The following is a 24,735-nucleotide window of genomic DNA, read 5'->3' on the forward strand; positions in this document are numbered from 1 at the left end:
CGGTTTTATAGGCGCCTCAAGGGAAAAAGTAATGAAGAACATGTTTTACGGCGTACGTAGCGCGCTGATGGTGATTGGCGCTAGCGCGCTGCTTGTTGCCTGTGGCCAGGAAGAGCAAGCCGGCCAAGCAGAGGGACAGCAACAAGAACCGCCTCCGCATCCTGTTGAAGTGACCGAGGCGGCCCGACAAGATCTGCCGCTGGAAAAATCATACTCATCGCTGCTCCGCAGCGACGATGAAGTTACTCTGGTTGCCCGCGTCACCGGCTATTTACAGGAGCGTCATTTCGAGCCCGGTGAGTTTGTCGAGGAAGACCAACTTCTCTACTCCATCGAGCCTGATGTCTACCGCGCCACGGTGAACCAGCGAGAAGCCGATTTGCAAAGCGCCCGTGCGGAGTTTTCCCGCGCTCAGCGTGATGCAGAGCGCTTTGAGCGGTTGCTGAACCAGAATTCGGTGAGTCGTCAGGACTACGACCAGGCGCGTGCGGACCTAGGCGTTGCCCAGGCCAATGTGGCCCAGGCTCAGGCGGCACTGGAAAGCGCCCAGATCGACCTGAACTATGCCGAAGTGACGGCGCCCGTCGCTGGTATGATCAGCTTGAGCGAGATTAATGTGGGCAATCTGGTGCAGTCCGGCACCGAGCTTGCCACCGTCACGCCGCTGGATCCTTTGGAAGTTCGCTTCCAGATGCCGCAAGACGATGCGTTTGCACTGCGTCGACAGCTGCATGAAGAGGAATCGGTTGAAGACATTCGTGCCACCCTGGCGCTGCCCGGACGTGATGGCGGAGACGATCAGTCCCTTGAAGGTCGCCTTGATTATCTGGGGTCGCGGGTCAGCGACCGCACCAGCACCGTGCAGGCCAGCGCCACCTTTGATAATCCCGACGGGGACATTCTGCCGGGTCAATTCGTCCGCGTCAGCCTTGAGGGGCTGAAGCGCTACGGCGTTTATGCGGTGCCCGAAATTGCCGTTACCCAAGGCCTGATGGGGCCCCAGGTCTTCGTACTTGACGATGAGAATCGCGCCCGCTCACGCACGGTCACCCTTGGCGAGATGGCCGGCCCTTGGCAGATTCTGCGCGACGGTCTGGAAGAAGGCGATCGCGTGGTGGTCGGCGATCCTACCGGTATCGAACCCGGGACGGCGATCGACCCTCAGCCGTTTAGCGGCAGCGCCGAGGAAGTGATTGAAAACCTGGATGAAGCGCAGGCGGAAGCTGCCGAGCCGGCACGGCAAGGCCAGGGAAACCATGCTGGCGGTGAACAGGAAGGCGGTGAGGAAGGGGACGCCTCGCAATGAATTTCTCTAATTTCTTCATCAGCCGCCCCATCTTCGCGACGGTTCTGGCGATTATCCTGACCATCATCGGGGTCGTCAGCATGCGGGTGCTGCCCATCGAGCAGTACCCAAACGTCGTGCCGCCGACCGTTTCGGTGCAGGCGCAGTTCCCGGGGGCCGACGCCGAAACCGTCGCCCAGACCGTCGCAGCGCCGATCGCAGAAGCGATCAACGGGGTCGAGGGCATGATCTACATGACCTCGAACAGCAGCGATAACGGCAGCATGTCGCTCAACGTGTCGTTCGATATCGGCACCGAAGGCGACATTAACACCATCAACGTCAACAACCGGGTACAGGGGGCGCTCTCGCAGCTCCCTGAAGCCGTGCAGGATCAGGGCGTGACCGTCGAGCTGCGATCAAGCTCGATCTTGATGTTTGTGGCGCTGACCTCGCCGGAGGGCGACTACAACAACATCTTCATGCAGAATTACGCCACCCTCAACGTCATCGACGAGTTACGTCAGGTCCCCGGGGTGGGCGAAGCCGAGGTGTTGGGCGGCGGCGAGTTCGCCATGCGCATCTGGATGGACCCGGAAAAACTCTCTCAGTACGACCTGACGCCCACCGAGCTGGCCTCGGCCATTCGCGCCCAGAATACTGAAGTGCCGGCGGGCAGCCTGGCGGCCACGCCGCAAAGCGATCCGCGTGCCTATACCTATACCATCACGGCGGGTGGTCGGCTCAACAACGTCGACGATTTCCGCAATATTGCGCTGCGCACCAATCCGGACGGTTCGACGTTGCGCCTGGATGACGTCGCACGGATCGAGCTCGGCGCCTCGTCGTACGGGGTGGATGCGCGCCTGAACGGCGAGGCCATGGCGCCCATCATCATCAATCAGCAGCCGGGTGCCAACGCGCTGGAAACCGCGCGCGCGGTGAAAGCCACAATGGAAGAGCTGAGCGAGCGTTTTCCGCCGGGGCTCGAGTACGCGGTGCCCTACGACACCACGCTGTTCATCGACGCCTCGGTCAAGACCGTGGTGAAAGTCTTTATTGAAGCCTTCCTGATCGTTGGCGTTATTCTGTTCATCTTCCTGCAGAACTGGCGATTCACGGTGATCGCCATGTCGGTGGTGCCAGTGTCCGTACTGGCAACGTTCGCGGGCTTTTACATGTTCGGCTTCTCGATCAACTTGCTGACGCTGTTCGCGCTGGTGTTGTCGATCGGGATCGTGGTGGACGATGCGATACTGGTGGTCGAAAACGTTGAGCGGGTGCTCAGCGAGGACGATGACATCAGCGTGAGGGACGCCACTATTCGCGCCATGAAGGAAGTCGGCGGGCCGGTTATCGCAACCTCGCTGATCATGGCGGCGGTCTTCATTCCCGTGGCGTTCCTCGGCGGTTTCACCGGGCAGATCTATCAGCAGTTTGCCTTGACCGTGGCGATATCGGTGGCGTTCTCGGCGCTGATGGCGCTGACCTTCACGCCTGCGCTGTCAGCGATCTTCATCAAGCACAAGGCCCAACACGGTCAGTCCAAATTCATGCGTGCGGTGAACACGCCACTGCGCCTGTTTGACCGCTTTTTTGCCGCCATTACCGCAGTGTTCATGGTGGCGGTGAAGTTCCTGGTACGCTTTTGGGGACTGGCGCTGGTACTGACTGGCTTGGTCATCGGCGGTTCATGGTGGCTGTATCAAACCACTCCCTCGAGTCTGGTGCCGGAAACCGACCAGGGCGTGGTGTTGGCGAGTATCCAATTGCCCAATGCGGCGTCTCTGGACCGCACCCAGGATTACATGGCCGCGCTAAGCGAGCGGGTCGAAGCCATTCCGGGGGTAAGCTATTCATCAGCAGTGGCGGGTTACGACATCCTGACGGGTTCGGTGAATACCGCCCGCGGGGTCATGTTCATCAACCTGGCGCCCTGGCCCGAGCGCGATATTACCGCTACTGAGCTTGTCGGGCGGATTATGCAGATCGGTGCTGAAATACCCGGCGGCTCGGCCAGGGCGTTCAATGCGCCGCCGATCCAGGGGTTGTCGACCACCGGCGGCTTTACCGGCTACCTGCAGTCTTTCGGCGGGGCCTCCTCCCAGGAGCTGTTCGAAGCCTCGATGCAGGTCATGCAAAAGGCCAACGCGCACCCGGCGCTCGAGCAGGTGTTCACGACCTTCAGCGTCAACGTGCCCGGCTACCGCGCTGATATCGACCAGCAGAAAGCGCTGAGTTACGGCGTGTCGCTGGAAGATCTGCATTCGACGCTGTCCAATACGTTCGGCACCGGCTTTGTTAACTACTTCAGCTACCAGAACCGTAACTTCCAGGTATATCTGCAAAACGAAGACGAGTTCCGCCGAACGCCGGATGACGTGAATCATGTATACGTGCGCGGCGGCGACGGCGAGCGTATTCCGCTGTCCGAGTTTGTCAGCCTCGAGCGGGAAGCCAAGCCTGCCGTGGTATCGCGCTTTGGCGTCTATCTGGGGGCGCAGTTCCAGGGCGGCCCGGCGGAAGGCTACAGCTCGGCAGAGGCGATCGAGGCGATGGATCAAATCGTTGCCGACAATTTGGGTAGAAACTGGGGCATGGGCTGGACCGGTACCGCTTACCAGGAAGCCGAAATGGGCAATACAGCGGCGCTTGCGATTGTCTTCGGCATCCTGATGGTGTTCCTGATCCTTGCGGCCCAGTATGAAAGCTGGTCGCTGCCGCTGGCGGTGCTGACCTCTACGCCCTTTGCGTTTTTGGGGGGCGTCGGCGGCATCGTGCTGCGCGGGCTGGATACCAGTATCTACGTGGAAATCGGCCTGCTGGTGGTGGTCGGCCTGGCCGCCAAAAACGCTATCCTGATCGTTGAGTTCGCCGAGCTACAGCGCAAGGAGCAAGGCAAGACGATAAAAGAGGCAGCCATTACCGCTGCCGAGCTGCGTTTCCGGCCGATCATCATGACGTCGCTGGCGTTTATCTTCGGTACCCTGCCGTTGGCCTTGGCCACGGGGGCGAGTGACGTCAGCAGCCACCACATCGGCACCACGGTGGCGGTGGGTATGGCCACGGTGGCCATTCTGGGCAGCCTGTTCGTGCCAAGCTACTACGTCATGATCGCTCAGCTCTCTGACTGGTTAGGCCGCATATTCCGCGGTAAATCCAAGCAAGGCGATCAGTCGGCGATGGAACAAGGCCGTTAAGCCACCCCGCTGATCCAGCAAAAATTGACGGGCATCATCGCGAGCGATGATGCCCGTTTTTTATGCTGCGCTGCTACATGTTATTGCCAGGGCAGGCCGCTACGCTGATAGGGCAAAGCTCAATAACATGAGCGCAAGCGTAGGAGGCATAATATGGATACCGTACGCCAGCTGGTGATGAGTTTTCCGTTTATCCTGTTCAGCATATTACTGCCGTTAGTCGGGCTTTATTGGCTATTGGTGCTACTACGGTTAGCCCCTGTGGAGCTGTTCGAGCGAGACAGCCTACGCGATGACCACCTGGCAAGTGCACTGGTCGCCCTTGGGTTCGCCGGGGTGCCGACGACGGTTGCCTTGAGTTGGCTGATCGTTTTAGCGGCTGGGATGACACTAGCGGTAGAACTGCTGGTGCTGCGCTGGCTGTCGGTTGGGCTGTTTATCGTGCCGATTGGTGTGGTGCTGCTTTGGGCAAGCTTTGCCCTGGCGTCGCCAATCGCAGAAATCCTGTGTCGGCAGGTAGGGCCATGGTTTCATCGCCATCACGCTCGTCGCAGCTTACTGGGCAAGTGTGTGCAAGTGGTGCAGGCGAGCAGTGAAGGGCATCCTGGGCTTGCGGTTCTCACCGACGACCCTTCATGCGAGGTGCAGTTACTTGGTAAGCATGACGCGGCAGAAAACGTGGGTGAATACCGCGTTCTGGTCAAATACCTGCCTAGAGAGGATGCGTTCCGCAGCGTTGCGCAGGATGCATTTCTCGAAACCCGCACACGGTTGCGTCTGCTTAAAGGCAAGTCCGGGTCGGCTGGGCCTTTAGCGCATCATTAGCGGTCAGTTTGCCCCGCTGGTGTCAGTTGAACGGCGCATCATGCTGGTCAACTGGTTCACTAGCGGGACACCCCGTTCATAGATTGAAAATCGCGAAGGGTCTCTGATCCATTCATGGAACAGCCCGGCGAGGGTTGCCTGGAGCAGGTCAGTGGCAACGTCGGGTGATAGGCCCTGAACGAGCATCTGTTGCTCTTCGGAGATCAGCAGGTGCTGGTAAAGCGAGTCGCGGCATTCGTCGGCGATTTCCTGCTGCATGGCGATAGGATCGATGTCGCTAAAAAATTCACAGCGATGAATCAGGATGGCGTGAACCCGGCGCGCGCGAGGGTTCTGTTCAAAGCGCTCCAGCCCCTTTAGGCAGGCCAGTCGAATGGCTTCCAGCGAGGAAACATCGTGCTCCAGCGCCTCGATTTCATCCACCAGGTCCTGGAACGGCATATGAACGCGCTCGAGCATGGCACGAAACATGTCGCCCTTGTTTTTAAAGTGCCAGTAAACCGCGCCCCGCGTCATCCCGGCTTGACGGGCGATTTGCTCCAGCGAGGTGCGGGCGACACCGTGTTCCATGAACATCTCTTCCGCAGCATCGAGTAGCGCCTCGCGCGTGGCCGCTGCTTCAGCCTTTGTTTTTCTTGCCATGGAAACCCAACCTCGTCGACGTTATTTATGCATATATCTTATCTGATTCTGCAATTATTTTACATTCAATTGTGTATGGAAACGGTGTGCGGAAACGTATGGGTAAGCACTCACATATTCAGGGGGCTGATATTTCAGAGCGAGGCGGGTATAAAGAATAATTGGAAACGCTGTTTTTAAATGTCGTGGCAGTGCACGCTATACAACCCGCAAAGCGAGACAATCCATAATGGCACGAGCCTCTTTTCAACTTGCCGGACACAGTATTGCGCCCGGCAAGCGCTTACAGATCGATGTACCGGTCGCCCGGCTGTATACCCATACGCCTTTGCACATTCCCGTCGAGGTGGTGCACGGACGGCGCAGCGGTCCGGTCATGCTGGTATGTGGTGGCATTCACGGCGATGAAATCAACGGTGTGGAAATCGTTCGCCGCGTATTACGCGCAAAAACCATCAATAGCCTGAAGGGCACCTTGATTGCTGTGCCGGTCGTCAATGTGTTCGCCTTTCTGCAACAAACGCGTTACCTGCCCGACCGGCGAGATCTCAACCGCTGCTTTCCGGGTAGCGAATCCGGTTCCCTGGGTGGGCGTGTGGCGGCGTTGTTCCGTGAAGAAATCGTCGATCACGCCACGCATATCATTGACCTGCATACCGGGGCGATCCACCGCACGAACCTGCCACAAATCCGCGCTCAACTGAGCCCGGAGAGCGAAACCGAACGTATGGCCGATGCCTTTGGTGCACCGGTGGTCCTCAATGCTGAGCTGCGCGAGGGCAGCCTGCGCCACTATGCGCAAAGTCGCGGTATTCCGGTGCTCACCTACGAAGCCGGTGAGGCGCTGCGCTTTGATGAATGGGCGATCGCTCCGGGGGTACGCGGCGTACTGCGAGTAATGCGCCGCCTCGGCATGCTCAGTGGCGAGCAGCGCCGCCGCTCGCCGGCGCCTGCGGAAGTCGCCAATGGTTCGAGCTGGGCGCGGGCACCCATCGACGGCATCCTGCGACCCAAGGTGCGCCTGGGGGCACGCGTTGCCAAAGGTGAAGTATTGGGTAAGGTGGCGGACCCATTCGGCAATGATGAGGGCGACGTGCGCGCAATGGCCGACGGCATCGTGATTGGTATGAGCCGCTTGCCGCTGGCCAATGAAGGCGAAGCGCTGTTTCATATCGCGCGCTTTGATGCCATCGAGGAGGCCGAGACAGCGATCGAAAGCTTCCAGTCGAGCCTTACACCACCCCCTGACGCGATTTACTGAATAAAATTGATAATAGAAAACTATCGATTTGATAGTTGGAGCCCCACCGCCATGGATGGCGGGAAGTGCTGTATTTAACTATAACTGATGACGTGACCAACGCAGCCAACTGGCCAGTGGCCAAGCTTTAGCGGCAGAGACGGTGACTGGACAGTGACCGCGCCACCTCGAATGAAGGGAGAACTAACGATGGCAGGCGACAACCCCAACTACACGACAACTGAAGCAGGCAATCCGGTTGCCAGCGACGAGCATGCGCTTTCGGTAGGCCAAGATGGTCCGATCGTCATGCACGACCATTATCTCATGGAACAGATGGCGGCGTTCAACCGCGAAATGATTCCCGACAGACAACCTCACGCCAAGGGCAGCGGGGCGTTCGGCCATTTCGAGGTGACCCACGATGTCAGCCAATACACCAAGGCCAAGTTTCTACAGAAAGGCGCCAAAACCGATGTGGTGATTCGCTTTTCAACCGTGGCCGGGGAAAGCGGCAGCCCGGATACCTGGCGCGACCCACGCGGTTTCACCGTGAAGTTCTATACCGACGACGGCAATTTCGACATGGTGGGTAACAACACCCCCGTGTTCTTTGTGCGCGACCCGATGAAGTTTCAGCACTTCATCCATTCGCAAAAACGTCGTGCCGACAATGGCCTGCGCGACCACGACATGCAGTGGGATTTCTGGACGCTTTCGCCCGAATCCGCCCACCAGGTGACCTGGTTGATGGGTGACCGGGGCATTCCGGCCACCTGGCGGCACATGAACGGGTACTCGAGCCATACCTATATGTGGGTCAATGAAGATGGCGAGCGCTTCTGGGTGAAGTATCACTTCAAGACCGACCAGGGCATCAAATGCATGACCCAGCAGCAGGCCGATGAGATGGCCGGTAGCGATGCCGACTATCACCGTCGTGACCTGTTTGAGGCGATCGAGCGGGGGAATTACCCGACCTGGACGCTCAAGATGCAGATCATGCCCTTCGACGATGCCAAGACCTATCGCATCAACCCGTTCGACCTGACCAAGGTGTGGCCCCACGACGACTATCCGCTGATCGACGTCGGCAAGCTCACCCTGGACCGCAACCCGACGGATTTCCACAGCCAGATCGAGCAGGCCGCGTTCGAGCCTAACAACATGGTGCCGGGAACGGGGCTGTCACCGGACAAAATGCTGCTGGCACGTTCGATCTCCTATGCCGACGCCCACCGCGCTCGCTTGGGGGTCAACTACAAGCATATTCCGGTGAACACGCCCAAGAGCCCCGTGCACAGCTACGGCCAGGGTGGGGCGATGCGCATCAAGCATGCCACCGACCCGGTATATGCGCCGAACAGCAAAGGCGGCCCCAAAGCCGATCCGCAGCGCTACCCGGAAGATGCCGTTTGGTCGACCGACGGTCAGTTTGTGCGTGAGGCGTACACGCTTCGCCCAGACGATGATGACTGGAGCCAGGCTGGCGCGTTGGTACGTGACGTGATGGACGACGCCGAACGTGAACGGCTGGTCAACAATGTGGTGGGCCACCTCTCTGGCGGCGTGACGGAACCGGTGCTGGAGCGCGCGTTCGAGTATTGGCGCAACGTTGACCCGGATATTGGCAAGCGCATCGAACAAGGCGTGCGCGGCCAGTAACAGCTCCGGCAATCGCCTAATCGCAGCCCGTCACTGCTAAGCGGTGGCGGGCTGTTTGGCGTCGGCAGGCTGGGGTGAGGGCTCGCGGACCAGACTCAGGGCTTCGTCAAACAGGCGTAGCCCGGCGCCTTCTTTATGCGCGTTTTCCGACAGGTGGCGGCGAAAACGACGCCCACCCGGGCAGCCCTGAAACAGACCCAGCAAATGACGCGTGATGTGGTTGAGCTTGGCACCTTCGTCCAACCGCGACTGTATGTAGGGGCGAAATGCCCGTGCAGCATCCAGGCGGCTAGCGGCGGGTCCTGGTGTGCCAAACAGTTGCTCATCCACGCCCGCCAGCAGCCACGGGTTTTGATAGGCCTCACGGCCTACCATCACGCTATCTACGTGTTCGAGCTGTACCTGGCATTCCTCAAGCGTTTTAATGCCGCCGTTGATCCCGATGTGCAGCGTGGGATGCTGCTGCTTCAAGCGATGCACACGCGGGTAATTCAACGGGGGCACATCGCGGTTTTCCTTGGGCGATAAACCTTGCAGCCAGGCTTTACGGGCATGAACGGTAAACGTCTGGCAGCCCGCATCCGCCACGGTGTCAATAAAGCGTGTCAGGTCAGCATCTTCGTCCTGATCATCAACACCGATACGACATTTTACCGTCACGGGAATCGACACCGACGCCTGCATGGCACGCACAGCGGCAGCGACTTTTTCAGGGAAACCCATCAGGCAGGCGCCAATCATATTGTTCTGCACCCGGTCGCTCGGGCAGCCGACGTTCAGATTGACCTCGTCGTACCCCCACGCTTCGGCAATCGCTGCGCACTCAGCAAGCTCAGCGGCATCGCTGCCGCCAAGCTGCAAGGCAATCGGGTGCTCAACGTCGTCAAAGCCCAAAAAACGCGCACGCGGCGAACCTTGCAGGATAGCCCCGGTGGTCACCATCTCGGTATACAGCAACGCACGCCTGGTCAAGGTGCGCGCAAAGGCTCTGTAGTCCCGGGTTGTCCAGTCCATCATAGGCGCGACGGAGAACCGACGCGCGGCGTCTGCTGGGTTAATGTTCGTCATATCAATCACTTGCATACTCGGTATGCGGTATAAATAACGTCCTGAAACAAGTGGAAATGATACACCGTAGCGGACGCATAGAATCGGGGATGGTTGGTGTGCGATTGTACGCAAAAAAAAACACCCGGCCCAGAGCCTAAATCGCCACCCAAAGAGGGTGAAATCGTCTCTGTTGTTGCCGTTGAACCCTGAAGAGCGTTTATCAGGCGTGGGGATAAATCGACTTCGAATGCGGTTAGGTCGGGCTATGGGTTAGGGATGAAGGTTGGTGAATCGATGCTCAATCAGCCATTTATCCCCAAAGCGCGCATTGAACGATTCGATGTGGTTGTTTTGGTCTGGTTTTTCAGGCTTGATCAAAAACAAAGCAACGCCACTTAGATATCGCCCACCAACGTATAGGATCGGATTCTAATCGGTAGTGCTACTCAATCGGGGCGTGACGTCGCTACATCGAGGCCATGACCCAAAAAGCCGGGCGGACGATCAATGTTATTTTACTGTCGGCGTATGAATAACGCTTGGTAGCGGGATACTTGATGATTGCCCAACGAATTGAAGGCTTAGAGGACCAGTTGCACCTGTTCGGGGCGTCGCAGCTTACTTTTGAGTCAAAAGCGCGCATCGATGGTTGGTGAGGCGTGTGAAAAAGCCGTTATGGCAGGCGTTGGTCAGTTGGCACGCTTGTTGCTTTAACTCAATATTAAGAATTTTAGGGTGTGATCTTCGACTTTAAAAATATCGTCAGTGGGTTGACAAAGTCGATAAAGGGTCACAATCTAAATTCTGTAATAGACATATTGTGCGTCGGCATATGCCGAAAGAGCACAGAGCAATAGGGCTCCCATCGTTACCGTCAGGTAGCGTTGTGAGCCCTTTTTTTATGTCCGCAAACAGGAAGGTCGTTCAATGAACAGTCGTATTCCGGTTGGCATACTCTTTTCCACCCAGGGCCCTTACGCCACCGTTGGCCGCTCAATGCGAGATGGGGCGATGCTGGCGCTGGAAGAGGTCAACCAGGGCAAACGCTTCCCCTTTGAACTTGTACCTATCGAATGCGAGCCAGCCGGTGACAACGCTGCTTACAGCACCCACGTGCGGCGTTTGCTGCGCCATGAGGGCGTGAAGCATGTGATTGGTTGCTATACGTCTTCCAGTCGCAAAGAAGTAATCCCGATTTTCGAAAAATACGATGGCTTGCTGTGGTATCCGTCTCACTACGAAGGGTTTGAGACCAATAATAACGTCATCTACACCGGCGCCGTTCAGAACCAGCATGTCCTCCCGCTGATGGACCATGTGCTCGCCCATATCACCCGAGATGTCTACTTCGTGGGCTCCAACTACGTGTGGGCCTGGGAAAACGGCCGCATCATCAGAGAGCTGACCAAGGCGCATGGCGGAAAAATGATCGCCGAGCGCTACCTGCAGGTCGGTGATCTGGATGTGGCCCGTATCATTGAAGAGATCCACGAAAAGCAGCCCGCGTTCATCATGAACATGCTGATCGGTGAGTCCAGCTATGCGTTCTACCGAGCGTTTGCCAAGGCGCGGGGTGAAAATGCAGCGCTACAAAAGACTGTGGTTGGCAGCTGTACGCTCTGCGAGCCGGAACTTGCCCAGATTGGTCCTCAGGCGTGTGCTGGGCATCTCGCATCCAGCGTTTACTTCTCGACGATCGACACGCCGGTTAACAAGCAGTTCGTTGCCAGTTATCGCCAACGTTACGGCCATGATGCCCTGCCGAGTGCCGACGCAGAGGCTTCCTACAATACTGTGCATCTACTCGCCCTTGCTTTGGCTGGTGCTGATTCCGTTGATATCGACCGGGTGAAAAAAGCCTTGCATGGAGCGTCGTTCCAGGCGCCCCAGGGAAGGGTGCATGTCGATCCCGAGAGTAACCACAGTTACTTGACTGTTCGGCTGGGGATATCCAGCGAAGACGCGACGTTCGAGGTGATTTCAGAAGCCACGGCACCCGTTCGCCCGGATCCTTATCTCGTATGGGCGGAAGCATGTGGATCAGGGCCAGCGCAGTCGGAAACGCCCATTGCTCAGAACAACATTGGCTTGAGGATCGTGCGATGACGGTTACCACGCGACGCAACTTCAGGGGGCACCGGGCATTGATTGTGTGTGCCGCTGAAAAGGATCGAGCGGTGCTGACTCAGTTCCTTGTGGAACTGGGCGTAACCCCGGTCGTTCATGAAAGTCACGATGAGGCGGAGACTGGCAAGCCGTTTGACCTGGTGTTCTTCGACGATGAACTGGGACGCCAATTTGGCAGCATCACGCAGATGATCGACAGCGTCCAGGGGCCGGCGATTGCATTGATCGGTTCGGATGCGCCGAGTTCAGTCAATTGGTTCATCGAGCGCCGTGTGTGCGGCTATCTGACCAAGCCGTTACGCAAGGCCGGTATTCTGGCCAGTCTCATCATCGCTTACCAAACCTATAACGAGTCCTGCCAGACGGAGCAACAACTTCATCGTCTGGAGCAGCAGGTTCGTGCCCGCCAGGTCGTCTGCACGGCGGCGATCAAGCTCATCGAGGATATCGGAATTTCGGTCAATGACGCCTTTGCCCTATTGCGGTCGGCGAGCATGAACCGCCGGCTATCCCTTGAGGATTTGGCGGCAATGATCGTCTCGGGTGAGATCGCGGTGGCGGCACTCAAAGAGGAGATCGACTCGGTCCATCGTCTTCGGGAGACCCGATTGAACGGTTATTTATAGCGGACTGATTGAGATCGGTCGAAGCGGAATATATCGGTCAGGCTTCAAGAGCAAAAGGTCGCTTCTCATTTTAGGCAGAGGCGATTAGGGAGCTGTTTTGCTGCAGGACGGCGAGGAAGGAAAAAGTAAAACTACATCAGGGGTATACAAATGAAATACTCAACAATCCAGAAAACGGCCACCTTGACGACGTTGTTGGCGGGCACTTTCGTGACCCAGGCGTCAGCGGATGATCCCATCCAGATAGGTGTGCTTGAGGACCAGTCGGGCAACTTTGCCGCGGTGACGCAGGCCAAGGTGAGTGCCATTGAGTTGGCAGCTGAGGAAATCAACGATGCGGGCGGTATTGCGGGTCGTGAGGTCGAGCTGGTCGTTTACGATACGCAATCGGATGATCGTCGTTACCAGGAGTTGATGCGGCGGGTCCTGCAGCGTGATCAGGTGGATACCGTCTTTGCGGGTTTTGCGTCGTCATCGCGTGAAGCGTATCGCCCGATAGTCAACCAGTTCGACGGCTTGGCGTTCTATAATAACCAGTATGAAGGCGGTGTGTGCGACGCCAACATGATCGTGACCGGCGCGGTCCCAGAGCAGCAGTTCTCGACGCTGATTCCCTGGATGATGGAAGAGTATGGCCCGAACGTCTATACGATTGCCGCGGACTATAACTTTGGCCAGATTTCGGCAGAGTGGGTGCGTCAGATTGTTGAAGAGGAAGGCGGCGAAATCGTGGGCGAGGAGTTCATCCCTCTGGATGTTTCCCAGTTCTCGCAAACCATCCAAAACATTCAGGGGGAAGCCCCGGACTTCGTCGTCACCCTGCTGGTCGGTTCCAATCAGGCGTCCTACTACGAGCAAGCGGGGTCTGCAGACCTTGGGATCCCCATGGCTTCATCGGTGAACGTTGGGCAGGGCTACGAACATAAGCGGTTTGCGCCACCAAGCCTTGCAAACATGTTCGTGACAACGAACTTCATCGAAGAAGTGGATACCCCTGAGGCGAATGCGTTCGTTGAGAAATTCTATGAGCGCTTCCCTGATACGCCCTATGTGAATCAGGAAGCCGCCAACTCTTATATCGCCATGTACCTTTACAAGCAGATGGTTGAGCGTGCCGATGGCTCGACCGACAAGGAAGACCTTCGCGCCGTCATCGCCGAGGGAGATGTCTGCTTTGATGGCCCTTCTGGCACGGTGTGTCTCGATCCGCAAAGCCAGCATATGTCTCACAATATCTTCCTGGCAAAAGTGGATGAGAACCACGAGATCTCCTTCCCTGAAACCTGGGAAAATATCGAGCCGTACTGGCTGGGTGACAATGGTTGCGACCTGACCCAGAACGACCCAAGTGCCCAGTACACCCCCTCTAGCCCTCCCAACGAGTAAATATCACGCATCGTCCCGGCAGGGTGGTGAACGTCACCCTGCCTGACCTGTGAGTTTGCATTAAGCGGGAAACCTCGCGGGCGTTTCCTGCCCAGGAGCTGGATATGGAATACCTACATTTAGCGTTCACAGCTTTCTATCAGTTTGGGGATGCGTTTGCTTTTCTGGTGCTATCTGCCATGGGGCTTGCGGTGATCTTCGGGATGATGGGCATCATCAACCTGGCTCATGGTGAATTCATCATGTGCGGCGCCTACGTCACGGTCGTAACGGCACGCCTGGGGGTGCCACTGCCCATCGCGATGCTGTGTGGCAGTCTGGCCGCCGGGATACTTGGCATTGTGCTAGAGCGCACGATCATCCACCGCCTCTATCACCGGCCGCTGGACTCTATTGTGGCCACCTGGGGGATCAGCCTGATTCTTACCCAGGGCACGCTGATCCTGCTTGGCTCAAGCATGTCGGGCATCAGTACGCCGCTTGGCAGCTTTTCGGTGGGCGACTACACATACTCTACCTATCGGATGGTGCTGCTTGGGGTCGCCGTGCTTCTTCTCGTTGGCCTGTATGTGCTGTTTCACCATACGACGTTCGGCATCCACTCGCGCGCCACCATTCAAGCACCGCACATGGCGAAAGCGGCGGGTATCGACACCGGACGTATGTACTCACTCACCTTTGGCCTCGGGGCGGCCCTGGCCGGGTTGGCCGGTGCGCTTTATGCACCGACGATTTCCATCGTGCCGACGCTGGGTGCCAATTTCCTGGTCGAGAGCTTCGTGACGGTGGTTGTCGGTGGCGCGGATGTGTTCCTGGGTACCGCACCGGCGGCGGCCACACTCGCGGTCATCAAGGCCTTTCTGACCGGTTGGCAAGGGCAGCTAATAGGCCAGGTGGGGCTATTAATAACCGTCATGGTGGTTATCCGCATTCTCCCACAAGGCCTGTCTGGCTGGTTACTCAAGGGGCGTACATAAATGGGTATGTTGCAGCGAGAAGGATCGGTGACGACACCTTCGTCGTCTCGAGTTCCCAACTGGATGCGGCTCGTTAACGGTCCGCAAACACTGGGTCGCGGCCCGTTGTTTTGGGTTGGCTTTGCCTTGGCCATTGGGGCCGCCATCGTTTACCCCGCCTTTGCGGATGCCTGGAGCGTCGGTAATACGGCCTACTTCTTTTGCTGGGTGTTCATGGCGCTTGGGCTGTCGTTGATCTGGGGCTACACGGGGTCGCTCAGCTTTGGCCAGACGGCTTTCTTCGGGCTTGCCGGATACACGTACGGTGTCGTCACGATCAACTTTGGCGCGGCTTACGGTATGACCCTCGTCGGCGTGTTGATTGGGGTTGGGGTGTCGTGCCTGGGGGCGGCGCTACTTGGTTACATTCTTTTCTACGGGCGAATCAGCGGTGTCTTCCTGGGTATCGTTACGCTGTCGACCACGCTGGTATTTGCCACCTTTATGGCACAGACCGCTGGCTCGCAATGGGCGATCGGCGATGCACGGCTGGGTGGCGACAATGGCATGACCGGTATGCCGCCGTTGACCATTCCTTGGCCGGGGGGCGATATCGCGCTGTATTCGGGCGTGCCGCTTTATTACCTGCTTCTGGCCCTGCTGGTGCTTTGCTACCTGGGGTTGCGGGTGCTGGTCAATTCGCGATTCGGCAATGTGCTGGTGGCGATTCGTGAGAATCCGCATCGCGCTGAAATGCTTGGTTATGACACGCGCCGCTATCAATTGATTGCCTTTGTGATTGGCAGCGGGCTGGCGGGGCTGTCCGGCGTGCTCTATACCGCCTGGGGGCAGTACATCAGCCCCTCCAACATGGATTTGGCGGCTGCTGCCTTGCCCATTATCTGGGTGGCAGTGGGTGGACGCAAAGATCTTACCGCGACGCTGGTAGGCACCTTGGTGGTGCTGGGCATATTCCAGAATCTGACGATCTACGGCAGCTACTACGCCTTCGTCATCATGGGACTGCTATTGGTCGTCATCGTGGTCTATTTGCCGGAAGGCTTAATCCCGGGGTTGGCCAGGCTCTTTGTCCGCCTGCGTAAGCGTAAGGAGGGTATGTCGTGACCCTACTGCGAACCGAACATTTATATAAACATTTCGACGGCGTGAAAGTTGCCCAGGATGTGAACTTTTCGATGGAGATCGGTGAAATCCGCTGTTTGATTGGCCCCAATGGTGCGGGGAAGAGCACGTTTTTCAAGCTTGTGCTTGGTGAGCATCGACCCAGCGCCGGAAAGATATTCTTCTCGGAGAAGGACATCACCAAGTTTCGTTCCTTTGAACGCGTGAAACAGGGCATCGCCGTCAAGTTTCAGGTGCCGGGTATCTTCGCTGAGCTGTCCGTTTGGCAAAACATGCAGATCGCGGTTCAGAACCATCTGCATGGCGATTCAATGACAGCGGCGATCGACAAAGCCCTTGCCTTTGTAAGGCTCACCGACAAGGCAGGCGAGCTTGCGGGTGAGCTCTCCCACGGCGAGCAGCAGTGGCTTGAGATCGGCATGGCGGTGAGTACTGGACCACGTTTGCTGCTGCTCGACGAGCCGACGGCGGGTATGACGCCGGAAGAAACGGCGCGCACGGGCGAGATGATCCAAGCCCTCAATCGCCAGGGGATGTCCATTCTGGCGGTCGAGCACGATATGGAATTCGTACGCCAGATTGCCCATAAGGTCAGCGTACTGAACTTCGGTGAGATCTTCGCGGAAGGCACGATCAACGATATCGAGGCTAACGAAGAGGTCGCACGTATTTACCTGGGGACAGCCGATGACGACGAATAATACAGATCTGCTGAGCGTGGAGGGCGTCACGTCTGGCTATGGGACAACCTCTGTTCTGCAAGAGGTCAGCTTGAGTGTTGGCCGGGGAGAGGTGGTGGCCGTCATCGGCCGGAATGGCGTCGGCAAGACGACCTTGATGAAGACGCTGATCGGTCTTCTCAGGCATCGACAGGGCATTATCCGCTTCGATGGTGAGGATATCAGTACGCTCGAATCCAACCAGCGTGCGCGCTTGGGTATTGGCTATATCCCGCAGGGGCGCGAGGTCTTCTCGCGCATGACCGTCTGGGAAAACCTTAAGGTTGGCGAGATGCTCCAGCAGCCAGGAGAGGGCGTCGACTATGAGCGGGTCTACGAGTTCTTTCCTATCCTGCGCGAGCGGGCCAATCAGCGGGCGGGCACCTTCAGTGGTGGACAGCAGCAACAGCTGGCGATCGGCCGGGCCATGGTGGGCAAGCCGAAGCTGATGCTGCTCGATGAACCCTCGGAAGGTATCCAGCCGAATATCGTCAAGGACATTTCGCGCAACATTCTCAAGCTCAACCGTGAGCTGGGCGTCACGATTCTGCTCGTCGAGCAGAATCTGGACATGATCATGACCATGGCGCAGCGCTGCTACGTCATGGACAAGGGGCAAATCACCCACGAGCTGGCTAGGGAACAACTCCGTGACCGTGACGCGATGCGTCGCATTCTGGCGGTTTGAGGGTAGGGCGTGACCCCAAGGTGGGCATGCGAAGCGTAGGTTCATTTCACCATGACGCAAGCTCCGGTCTGCAGTTCCTGGAGCGATGACTGAAAGCAGCTAAAAGTACCTAAACAGTACATAAAAAGGAGTAGAACAATGAATTGGTTTGATCATTCCATCATGGCGCGTCGCGCCGTCGCCAGCGGTAAGCCGGGTACTACCCACCAACTGACAGAGGCGGTTCAAGGTCAGTATCACTATACGCTTGGGCCCAACCCCAAGCCCGTGCTGCATATTCAGCCGGGGGATATCGTCAGTGCGGAAACCCATGATGCTTTCGAAGGCAAACTGCGCTCGGAAAGCGACAAGCCAAGCGAATTGCTTAATCTGCCTTACCTTAATCCGCAAAACGGGCCGATCTACGTAGAAGGGGCCGAGAAGGGTGACTGCCTGGCGGTGTATATCCGCGACATGAAACCCCGTGGCCCGCAGCCTTGCGGTACGACGGCGCTGATTACCGAATTTGGTGGTTTGGTGGCGACCGGTGACACCGCGCTACTCAATGAACCACTGCCGGAGCGGGTTAAGAAGGTAGACGTTGACGCGGAAACCGGCGTGAAGTGGACCGATAAAATAACCCTGCCGTATCAGCCATTTATTGGCACCATTGGGGTCTCGCCAGAGATAGAGTCGATTAGCTCGCTGGTTCCCGATTATTACGGCGGCAATATGGACTTACCCGATGTGGCGCCTGGAGCAGTCATCTATCTGCCGGTGCATACCAAAGGTGCCTACCTTTATCTGGGGGACTGTCATGCAGCCCAGGGCGATGGTGAATTGTGCGGCGTGGCGATTGAGCACCCTACCGTGACAACCGTACAGGTCGACTTGATTAAGGATTGGACGTTCAAGTGGCCGCGCCTGGAAAACGAGCAGTTCTATATGACCATTGGTTCCGCACGGCCGATGGAAGATGCCTCGCGCATTGCCTACCGAGAGCTGGTTCGCTGGCTGGCGGCAGAGTTCGATTTCGATGAGATCGAGGCTTACATGCTGCTCACCCAGGCAGGGCGTGTGCGGTTGGGCAATATGGTGGATCCAAAGTATACGTTAGGTGCTTCCATCCTTAAGTCCATCGTTGGACAAGCACGCTAGCGAGCGGGGAGGTAACAATGAAATACCTTGCCGCCACGGTGCAGTTTGAGCCTGAAATGTTAGCCAAAGAGCGCAATATCGATGCGCTGAAACGGTTGGTGGAAGAGGCGGCTGCGTCGGGGGCGCGGCTGATCATCACGCCGGAAATGGGCCTTACCGGTTACTGCTGGTATGACAGGGAGGAAGTGACGCCCTATGTAGAACCGGTACCTGGGCCTTCAACCGAATGCTTCGCCGCTTTGGCGGCGAAGCTTGACTGCTATATCGTTATCGGGCTGCCGGAAGTGGAGCCTGCCAACGGCCTTTACTACAACACCGCGGTTCTAGTGGGCCCAGAGGGGTATCTGGGTAAGCATCGTAAAAGCCACCCTTACATTGCCGAGCCAAAGTGGGCGGCCTCTGGGGATACGGGCCATCAGGTGTTTGAGACGTCGCTTGGGCGGATTGCGCTGCTCATCTGCATGGATATTCATTTTCTTGAAACCTCACGTCTGGTGGCGTTGCAGGGCGCCGATGTCATCTGTCATCTGAGTAATTGGCTTGCCGAGCGCGCGCCTGCCCCATATTGGATTAGTCGTGCCAGGGAAAATGGCTGCTACCTTATCGAGAGTAACCGCTGGGGGCTTGAACGGGGTGTTCAATTCAGTGGCGGCAGCTGCGTGATTGACCCGGATGGACATGTCCAGGCGAGCAGGGATGACGGCGATGGAGTCGTGCTGGGCGAGATTGATACCGACCGAGTAACAGGGCCGTTAGCCAATGAGCGTCGGCCAGATCTCTATCATGAGTTACTTCATCAAACTTACGCCTGGAACCCGTTGGACTTTTTCAGGCTTTATGGTCATCAGCCACTGCCCAAGGGCAAGGCAAGTACCATTGCGGTTGCTCAATTCTCCCCTTCGAACAATCTCGACGATAATCTTTCCCAATGTATGGCGCTGATCGCCGAAGCAGAGCATGCCGAGCTGGTGGTTCTGCCCGAGTTAGCCCTGACGGGACTGAACGCTGGCGCGATCAATCCTATTTCATCGGAGCACCCTGCTTTCAGCGCACTCTGTCGACTCGCCGAGGATCGTCAACAGTACTACGTGGTGGGTTTCGCGGAGCAGGAGGATGGGCATCTCTATAATGCGGCCGCTCTTGTGGGGGCGCAGGGCGTTATGGAGGTGTATCGCAAGATTCATTTAACCGAGGTTGATCGAGAATGGGCAACACCAGGCGAACGTTGGGTTAGCGGCGATTTACCCTTAGGTCGCGTGGGAATGCTGATCGGCCATGATGCCGATTTTCCCGAGGCGGGGCGTATTCTGGCGCTGCGAGGGTGTGATGTGATCGCTTGCCCTGCCGCCTTACCCGGGCCTTTTCATAGTGCGCATCCCGGTACAGGCATTCGTCAGCCAGCCCCTATTTCTACCGGCCCGGACGAACACCATTGGCACCATTACCGGGTGCGTGGTGGCGAGAACAACTGCTATTTCGCCTTCGCCAATGTGCATATGCCCGAGTCGGGTTTACCCGGATTAAGCGGTATATTCGGACCGGATACGTTCCATTTCCCTCGCCAGGAGGCGCTGATGACCAGCGCCAGGGGCTGCATTCAGCTTGCCATCGACACGAGCAACCTGGAGTCGGCTTACCCGAACAGCGCTGTGCGCCGCAAGGACCTGGTGGCGATGCGCCTGCCACACCATTACCACAGCTTGTTGGAGAGGTAGTTTGTTCCTCCCTTACTAGATGCCTTTTCAGGCAACCGTCTGTTTATAGGAGAGTTGACCATGAGCGTGAAGCGACCCGGCATTGATACCTTGGCGGCCATTTCCGATTATTACGGTTTTGACCTTTCCTTTGATGAACTGAGCGAGTTCCAGTCCGCCGTTGTGGGCTCAATGGCCATTTATGATCGCCTGGATGAACTGGCGGATGAATCACTGCCGGTCAACTACCCTCGGTCAGAATTGGGTTATCGCCCGGTAGGTGACGACAACCCGCTCAATGGCTGGGCGTGGAAGTGTTCGGTGCCTGGGGCCAAGGAAGGACCGTTAGCCGGTCGAACAGTGGCGTTAAAGGACAATATCGCGCTGGCAGGCATTCCCATGATGAATGGTTCGCCGATCATGGAAGGTTTTGTGCCCCGGGAAGACGCCACCGTGGTCACACGGCTGCTCGACGCTGGCGCGCATATCATCGGCAAGACGGCCGTACCTGCGTTCTGTTTTGACGGTGGCGGCTGTACCGGCTATCCCGAGCCTCAGCCGGTAAATCCGCACGATCATGACCGGCTGGCCGGGGCCTCCTCCAACGGCAGCGCCGTGGTGGTGACTAATGGTGAAGTGGATATGGCGCTTGGGGGCGACCAGGGCGGTTCCATTCGGCTGCCCGCCTCGTGGAGTGGCTGTTACGGCATCAAAGGCACCCATGGCCTGGTGCCTTACACGGGGATCTTTCCGATTGAGCTGACAATCGATCATGTGGGCCCCATGGCGCGCACTGCGGAAGATTGCGCGCGCATGCTGGAAGTGCTGGCTGGCTCGGATGGGTTGGATCCGCGCCAGTACGATGTACGCACGGCGAAATATACCGAATCGCTTAGCGAAGACCTTGCAGGTTTGCGTATTGGCATCCTGCGTGAAGGGTTTGGCATTGCCGGTGTCAGTGAACCGGACGTGGACGCCGCTGTGAGAGAGGCCGTCAGCATACTGGAAAAAGCCGGGGCGCGTGCCTCGGAGGTCTCAGTCCCCATGCACAGCGACGGGCTGGCGTTGTGGAGTGCGATCGCCTTTGAGGGTGCGACCGAGCTGATGGTCAGGGGCGATGGTTACGGCACCAACTGGCGCGGCCATTACAGTACGCAACTGATGGACTTTTACGGACGGGCTCGCCGCGCCCGTGGCCATGACTTCAGCGACACTGTGAAGATGACGGTGCTTGCCGGGCATTACATGTCCGAGCAGTATAATCGCCACTACTACGGTAAGGCCCAGAATATCGGTCGGCGGCTAGCTCGCGATTATGACAAGGCCCTGCAGGAATATGACCTGCTGATCATGCCCACCACCGCCATGAAAGCGGTCAGCAGGCCGGCAGATAAACACCTCACCAGCACACTCGCCGGTGCGCTTGGCAATCTGCACAACACCGCCCCGTTTGATGTGAGCGGGCACCCGGCAATGAGCGTGCCGGTCGGCTTTTCAGAAGGCCTCCCTGTCGGTATGCAACTGGTGGGGAGACGCTGGGATGAGGCAACCGTGCTGAAGGTCGCCCATGCCTATCAGGTCGCTATCGGCTAGCGGTATGCGTCCAGCGCCGTAGGAGGTGTTATACCCAGTCCTTAACCTTCGCTCGTAAAGCCCTTGTAGGCCAGCGCCCGACTTCGTCGGGCGATAACCTTCGGTGCCGGGATGCTTGCTGATCGCGCAACAAGTTGTGCTCCTACAAACCCCGCCTGCACTTGGCTTTGAAAACCCGCCTTCAACATCTATCGGCCTTTGGAGCTGTTTCCGTTACACTAAGCGGCTTTAAGCTTGCCTGCGGGCAGTGGGTGTTTTTTGTCGAGGTGTCTCTTGGGTGACGCGTTACATGCTTGGTGGGCGCAGCAGTTGGTGCTGTGCGATTGGCATTTTACGCCGCATCCCTTATCGGTGGATGCGGGGGCGGCAGAGCAGCGTTTGCTGGGCCAGGGGATTGCCCATCGGGGTGAACTGGCCGAGCAATGGTGGGTTGCGCTGCATGCGCCGGCAGGCGAGGCGGATCAACTGCTGGCAGCGCTTGAATGGGCGGCGTTGGCCGGTGCAGCGGGGTGGATAAGCCCCGAGCAGGCCAGCGACTGGGCCTGCTGCGTGATGCAGCGTATTCATCGTGAGTACCGCGACCTGCGCAGTTGGCTGGGCGATGTGCGCCGCTCCCTGGGCGTGCGTGGCTGGGCCTCCGGGGCCGATGACCGTTTTATTGATGCCTGTCAGGTGCTGGCGGATTCGGAAGCCGAGGGCGCGGGGATCACCTGGGAAATGTTTGAGACGGCGTTGCGCGAGCACGGTGAAGTCGCCCTGTGGCCTACGTCGCCTGGCGCTCAGCCCTGGCGGCTGTGTGCGCTGTTTCGCCCGCTGCTGAATTACCCGGCAAGCAAGGCGGATTGGCCTGATGCGGTCAACTGGTTAGGTACCGCTTGGGACATCGACAGCCGCGACGAGCTGCTGACCGGGCTGTTATGGCTGGGTGCCCAGGGTGAACGCCAGCGCTGGGATGTTGAAGCGCGCGACCTGCTTGCCATGGACGCGGCCCAGCGCCAGGAGTGGCAACGCAATGCCCAGCCCGATTCGCACCACGCCAGCGTGCTGTGCCGCTTTGTCAACCAGGGCGAGCCCCTGGAGTGGGCCGCCTGGGATTGGTTGCGGCTGGTCGAGCTGGCCTGGGCGGGCGCCTGTAGCGGCTGGTTGAGTCAGGCCGAGGCTGATGCCTTTGCGGCGCACGCCGCCGAACTGATGCAGCGCCGCTACCACGACTGGCGGGCGGTGATTGTTGCCTACCGACGAGGCCAGAGCTTGTTTGATGGCATTGACCGGCGCGACATGACGCCGTCTGAACGCGAGACGCTGTTGCTGAGCGGCTCGTTCAGCCCTTGGCAGGTCGCCGTTGACGACCTGCTGGACGCCGAGACCCAGGCTGCCTCGCGCGAAATGCTTGGCCAATGGCGCAATACGCCACACCGCTGGTTGCTGGCCATGGCGGGCGTGCGCGAGCCGGATGCCATGCTGCGGCTGGCCAATCCCGGCGCCCCGCTGAGCGAAGCGCAGCGCGTCGAGGCAGGAGAGTACCTGGATGGGTCCTTAGGGTTGCATGCCGATGAGGGTGCGGCGGCCATGGCGCGCTACTGGCTGCCCGCTCAGGCGCATCATCTGAATCAGCTCGCTGCCGATGCGGCCCACGGTGTCATGCCGCCTTCCGCGACGCTGTTTGGTCAGCCGGACTTCCCGGTTAACGCCCAGCGCCAGGCGCTGAAAGGCGTCAGTCGTCATGCCGCCACAATCCACATGGCCGAGAAGTTTGCCTTCTACCTGCATATGGCCCTCAATAGCGAACTGCTCGAGACGGAAGCGCTGTTGGATTACGCGCGCTCGCTGCGCAGCTGTTTGTGCCGCTTTTATCCCAATGCTAAGCGCATGCTGGAGGCGTGGCTGGCCTGGGAGCACTGCCTGCCGGAGAGCGAGCACGCCTCGCTGTGCAATGAAATTGCCTGGCATCTGGAAGATCCGGGCAGTCTGTTCCACTGGCTGGACTGGCGCGCCGATGCCTGGCGCGAGCCCAGCGAGCGACCGACGCTCAGCCAGTTTACCGCGATGTCCCTGGTTGGACCGCTGAACAGTGCGGTATGGAGTGAGCCCCAGCAGGAAAGTCCCCGCGAGTGCGCGGAGATTCGTGAGTGGGTGGAAAGCCATTATCACCTGGCCAGCGCCGACGATATGCAGACCTTTCTGGCGTCCATGCTGGAGGCGGGTGACCGCCAGGAATACCAAATCAATTACGAGCCTTACACACTCAATACTCAGCGCCTGGAAGCCGAGATTGCCATTCTGGAGTCCGGTGATTGTGCGGAGGAGGATCGCCATCACCTGCTTAGGCTGCGCCGCGTGCGCGATAACGAGGATGGGTGCAACGAGATCGACATGGCGGCCTGGGACATTGCCCAGATAGTCGACCTGGCCATTGCCGGTCGCCAATTGGGCTGGTTATCATCCACGTCCTTTGCCGATGTGCTGGGGCGCGCCTATCAGCTGGCGGCGGATCACTACTCGGGCTGGCAGGATTACGCGGCTGGCATGTACGCTGGTTTCTCGTTCTTCATGGGGGAAACCCCCGAGCGGGAGAGCTTTCTGGCCAGTTTTCGGCAGGCGTTGGTCGCCTGGCTGTGCGCGGCACCGATACTGGCGGGGCCTTGGGCGAGCCTGGATTTTCCCGGCAACAAGCCGCGTCATTTTGCGCCGCTGCACATCGATACGTTGCCCGGCGATCAACGTACCTTGCATTGAGACTCGCTTAACGTAGGTATTTT

The 24,735-nt window shown here is 58.3% G+C and carries 18 protein-coding genes and 1 pseudogene; 16 read left to right on the plus strand and 3 right to left on the minus strand.

The genetic code is table 11. The features are described 5' to 3' along the window. The first annotated feature begins 31 nt into the window (after positions 1–31). The 3 genes from QC816_RS02605 (at position 32) to QC816_RS02615 (ending at position 5,310) form a co-directional block, all read left to right on the plus strand. Positions 32–1,306 (plus strand): efflux RND transporter periplasmic adaptor subunit, encoded by a 1,275-nt coding sequence (locus QC816_RS02605; protein ID WP_085917730.1) that lies wholly within the window; start codon positions 32–34, stop codon positions 1,304–1,306. Then, positions 1,303–4,485: an efflux RND transporter permease subunit gene (locus QC816_RS02610; protein WP_264823434.1), complete on the plus strand. Its 3,183-nt coding sequence runs from the start codon at positions 1,303–1,305 to the stop codon at positions 4,483–4,485. Before QC816_RS02605 ends, QC816_RS02610 begins: the two co-directional genes overlap by 4 nt. Positions 4,486–4,638: 153 nt before the next feature. Then, positions 4,639–5,310, plus strand: coding sequence for a hypothetical protein (locus QC816_RS02615; RefSeq protein ID WP_309780854.1), 672 nt, complete (start codon positions 4,639–4,641; stop codon positions 5,308–5,310). 3 nt (positions 5,311–5,313) lie between these two features. On the opposite strand, the gene QC816_RS02620 is transcribed toward QC816_RS02615, so the two are convergent. Further along, the gene (locus tag QC816_RS02620) at positions 5,314–5,952 is read right to left on the minus strand and encodes a TetR family transcriptional regulator (RefSeq protein WP_085917733.1); all 639 of its coding nucleotides are present in this window, start codon (positions 5,950–5,952) and stop codon (positions 5,314–5,316) included. A gap of 229 nt (positions 5,953–6,181) precedes the next feature. On the opposite strand from QC816_RS02620, the gene QC816_RS02625 reads away from it, so the two are divergent. After that, positions 6,182–7,213: a succinylglutamate desuccinylase/aspartoacylase family protein gene (locus QC816_RS02625; protein ID WP_085917734.1), complete on the plus strand. Its 1,032-nt coding sequence runs from the start codon at positions 6,182–6,184 to the stop codon at positions 7,211–7,213. A gap of 189 nt (positions 7,214–7,402) precedes the next feature. Further along, positions 7,403–8,857: a catalase gene (locus QC816_RS02630; RefSeq protein ID WP_309780857.1), complete on the plus strand. Its 1,455-nt coding sequence runs from the start codon at positions 7,403–7,405 to the stop codon at positions 8,855–8,857. A gap of 36 nt (positions 8,858–8,893) precedes the next feature. Here QC816_RS02630 and dusA read toward each other — a convergent pair whose 3' ends face one another. Beyond that, on the minus strand, positions 8,894–9,925 hold the full coding sequence (dusA, locus tag QC816_RS02635) for a tRNA dihydrouridine(20/20a) synthase DusA (RefSeq protein WP_309780859.1): 1,032 nt from the start codon (positions 9,923–9,925) through the stop codon (positions 8,894–8,896). 261 nt (positions 9,926–10,186) lie between these two features. Continuing rightward, positions 10,187–10,300: pseudogene (locus QC816_RS02640) on the minus strand (integrase core domain-containing protein); the annotation flags it as partial. A gap of 534 nt (positions 10,301–10,834) precedes the next feature. Here QC816_RS02640 and QC816_RS02645 point away from each other — a divergent pair. From QC816_RS02645 to QC816_RS02695, 11 genes are all read left to right on the plus strand, one after another. Further along, positions 10,835–12,013: a transporter substrate-binding domain-containing protein gene (locus QC816_RS02645; protein ID WP_085917737.1), complete on the plus strand. Its 1,179-nt coding sequence runs from the start codon at positions 10,835–10,837 to the stop codon at positions 12,011–12,013. Next, complete coding sequence (locus QC816_RS02650) at positions 12,010–12,660, plus strand: ANTAR domain-containing response regulator (RefSeq protein ID WP_176243630.1); 651 nt, start codon at positions 12,010–12,012, stop codon at positions 12,658–12,660. Before QC816_RS02645 ends, QC816_RS02650 begins: the two co-directional genes overlap by 4 nt. A gap of 150 nt (positions 12,661–12,810) precedes the next feature. Then, positions 12,811–14,046 (plus strand): urea ABC transporter substrate-binding protein, encoded by a 1,236-nt coding sequence (locus QC816_RS02655; protein WP_085917739.1) that lies wholly within the window; start codon positions 12,811–12,813, stop codon positions 14,044–14,046. Between the two features lie 104 nt (positions 14,047–14,150). Further along, positions 14,151–15,023, plus strand: coding sequence for an ABC transporter permease subunit (locus QC816_RS02660; RefSeq protein ID WP_085917740.1), 873 nt, complete (start codon positions 14,151–14,153; stop codon positions 15,021–15,023). Further along, positions 15,024–16,127, plus strand: coding sequence for an ABC transporter permease subunit (locus QC816_RS02665; RefSeq protein ID WP_217807976.1), 1,104 nt, complete (start codon positions 15,024–15,026; stop codon positions 16,125–16,127). Next, a complete protein-coding gene (locus QC816_RS02670) occupies positions 16,124–16,846 on the plus strand; it encodes an ABC transporter ATP-binding protein (protein WP_085917741.1) in 723 nt (240 codons plus the stop codon). Before QC816_RS02665 ends, QC816_RS02670 begins: the two co-directional genes overlap by 4 nt. Next, positions 16,833–17,552 carry an urea ABC transporter ATP-binding subunit UrtE gene (urtE, locus tag QC816_RS02675; protein ID WP_309780864.1) on the plus strand — a complete coding sequence of 240 codons (720 nt, stop codon included), beginning with the start codon at positions 16,833–16,835 and terminating at the stop codon, positions 17,550–17,552. The genes QC816_RS02670 and urtE overlap by 14 nt, the downstream gene beginning before the upstream one ends. Positions 17,553–17,690: 138 nt before the next feature. After that, positions 17,691–18,689: an acetamidase/formamidase family protein gene (locus QC816_RS02680; RefSeq protein ID WP_085917743.1), complete on the plus strand. Its 999-nt coding sequence runs from the start codon at positions 17,691–17,693 to the stop codon at positions 18,687–18,689. 17 nt (positions 18,690–18,706) lie between these two features. Further along, on the plus strand, positions 18,707–20,404 hold the full coding sequence (locus QC816_RS02685) for a nitrilase-related carbon-nitrogen hydrolase (protein WP_085917744.1): 1,698 nt from the start codon (positions 18,707–18,709) through the stop codon (positions 20,402–20,404). 60 nt (positions 20,405–20,464) lie between these two features. Further along, positions 20,465–21,976 (plus strand): amidase, encoded by a 1,512-nt coding sequence (locus QC816_RS02690; protein WP_309780867.1) that lies wholly within the window; start codon positions 20,465–20,467, stop codon positions 21,974–21,976. A gap of 273 nt (positions 21,977–22,249) precedes the next feature. Continuing rightward, positions 22,250–24,712 carry a DUF1266 domain-containing protein gene (locus tag QC816_RS02695; protein WP_268902405.1) on the plus strand — a complete coding sequence of 821 codons (2,463 nt, stop codon included), beginning with the start codon at positions 22,250–22,252 and terminating at the stop codon, positions 24,710–24,712. Positions 24,713–24,735 lie beyond the last annotated feature (23 nt).

Origin of the sequence: Vreelandella janggokensis (genome assembly GCF_031451615.1) — a bacterium.
Taxonomy (GTDB): Bacteria; Pseudomonadota; Gammaproteobacteria; order Pseudomonadales; family Halomonadaceae; genus Vreelandella; species Vreelandella janggokensis.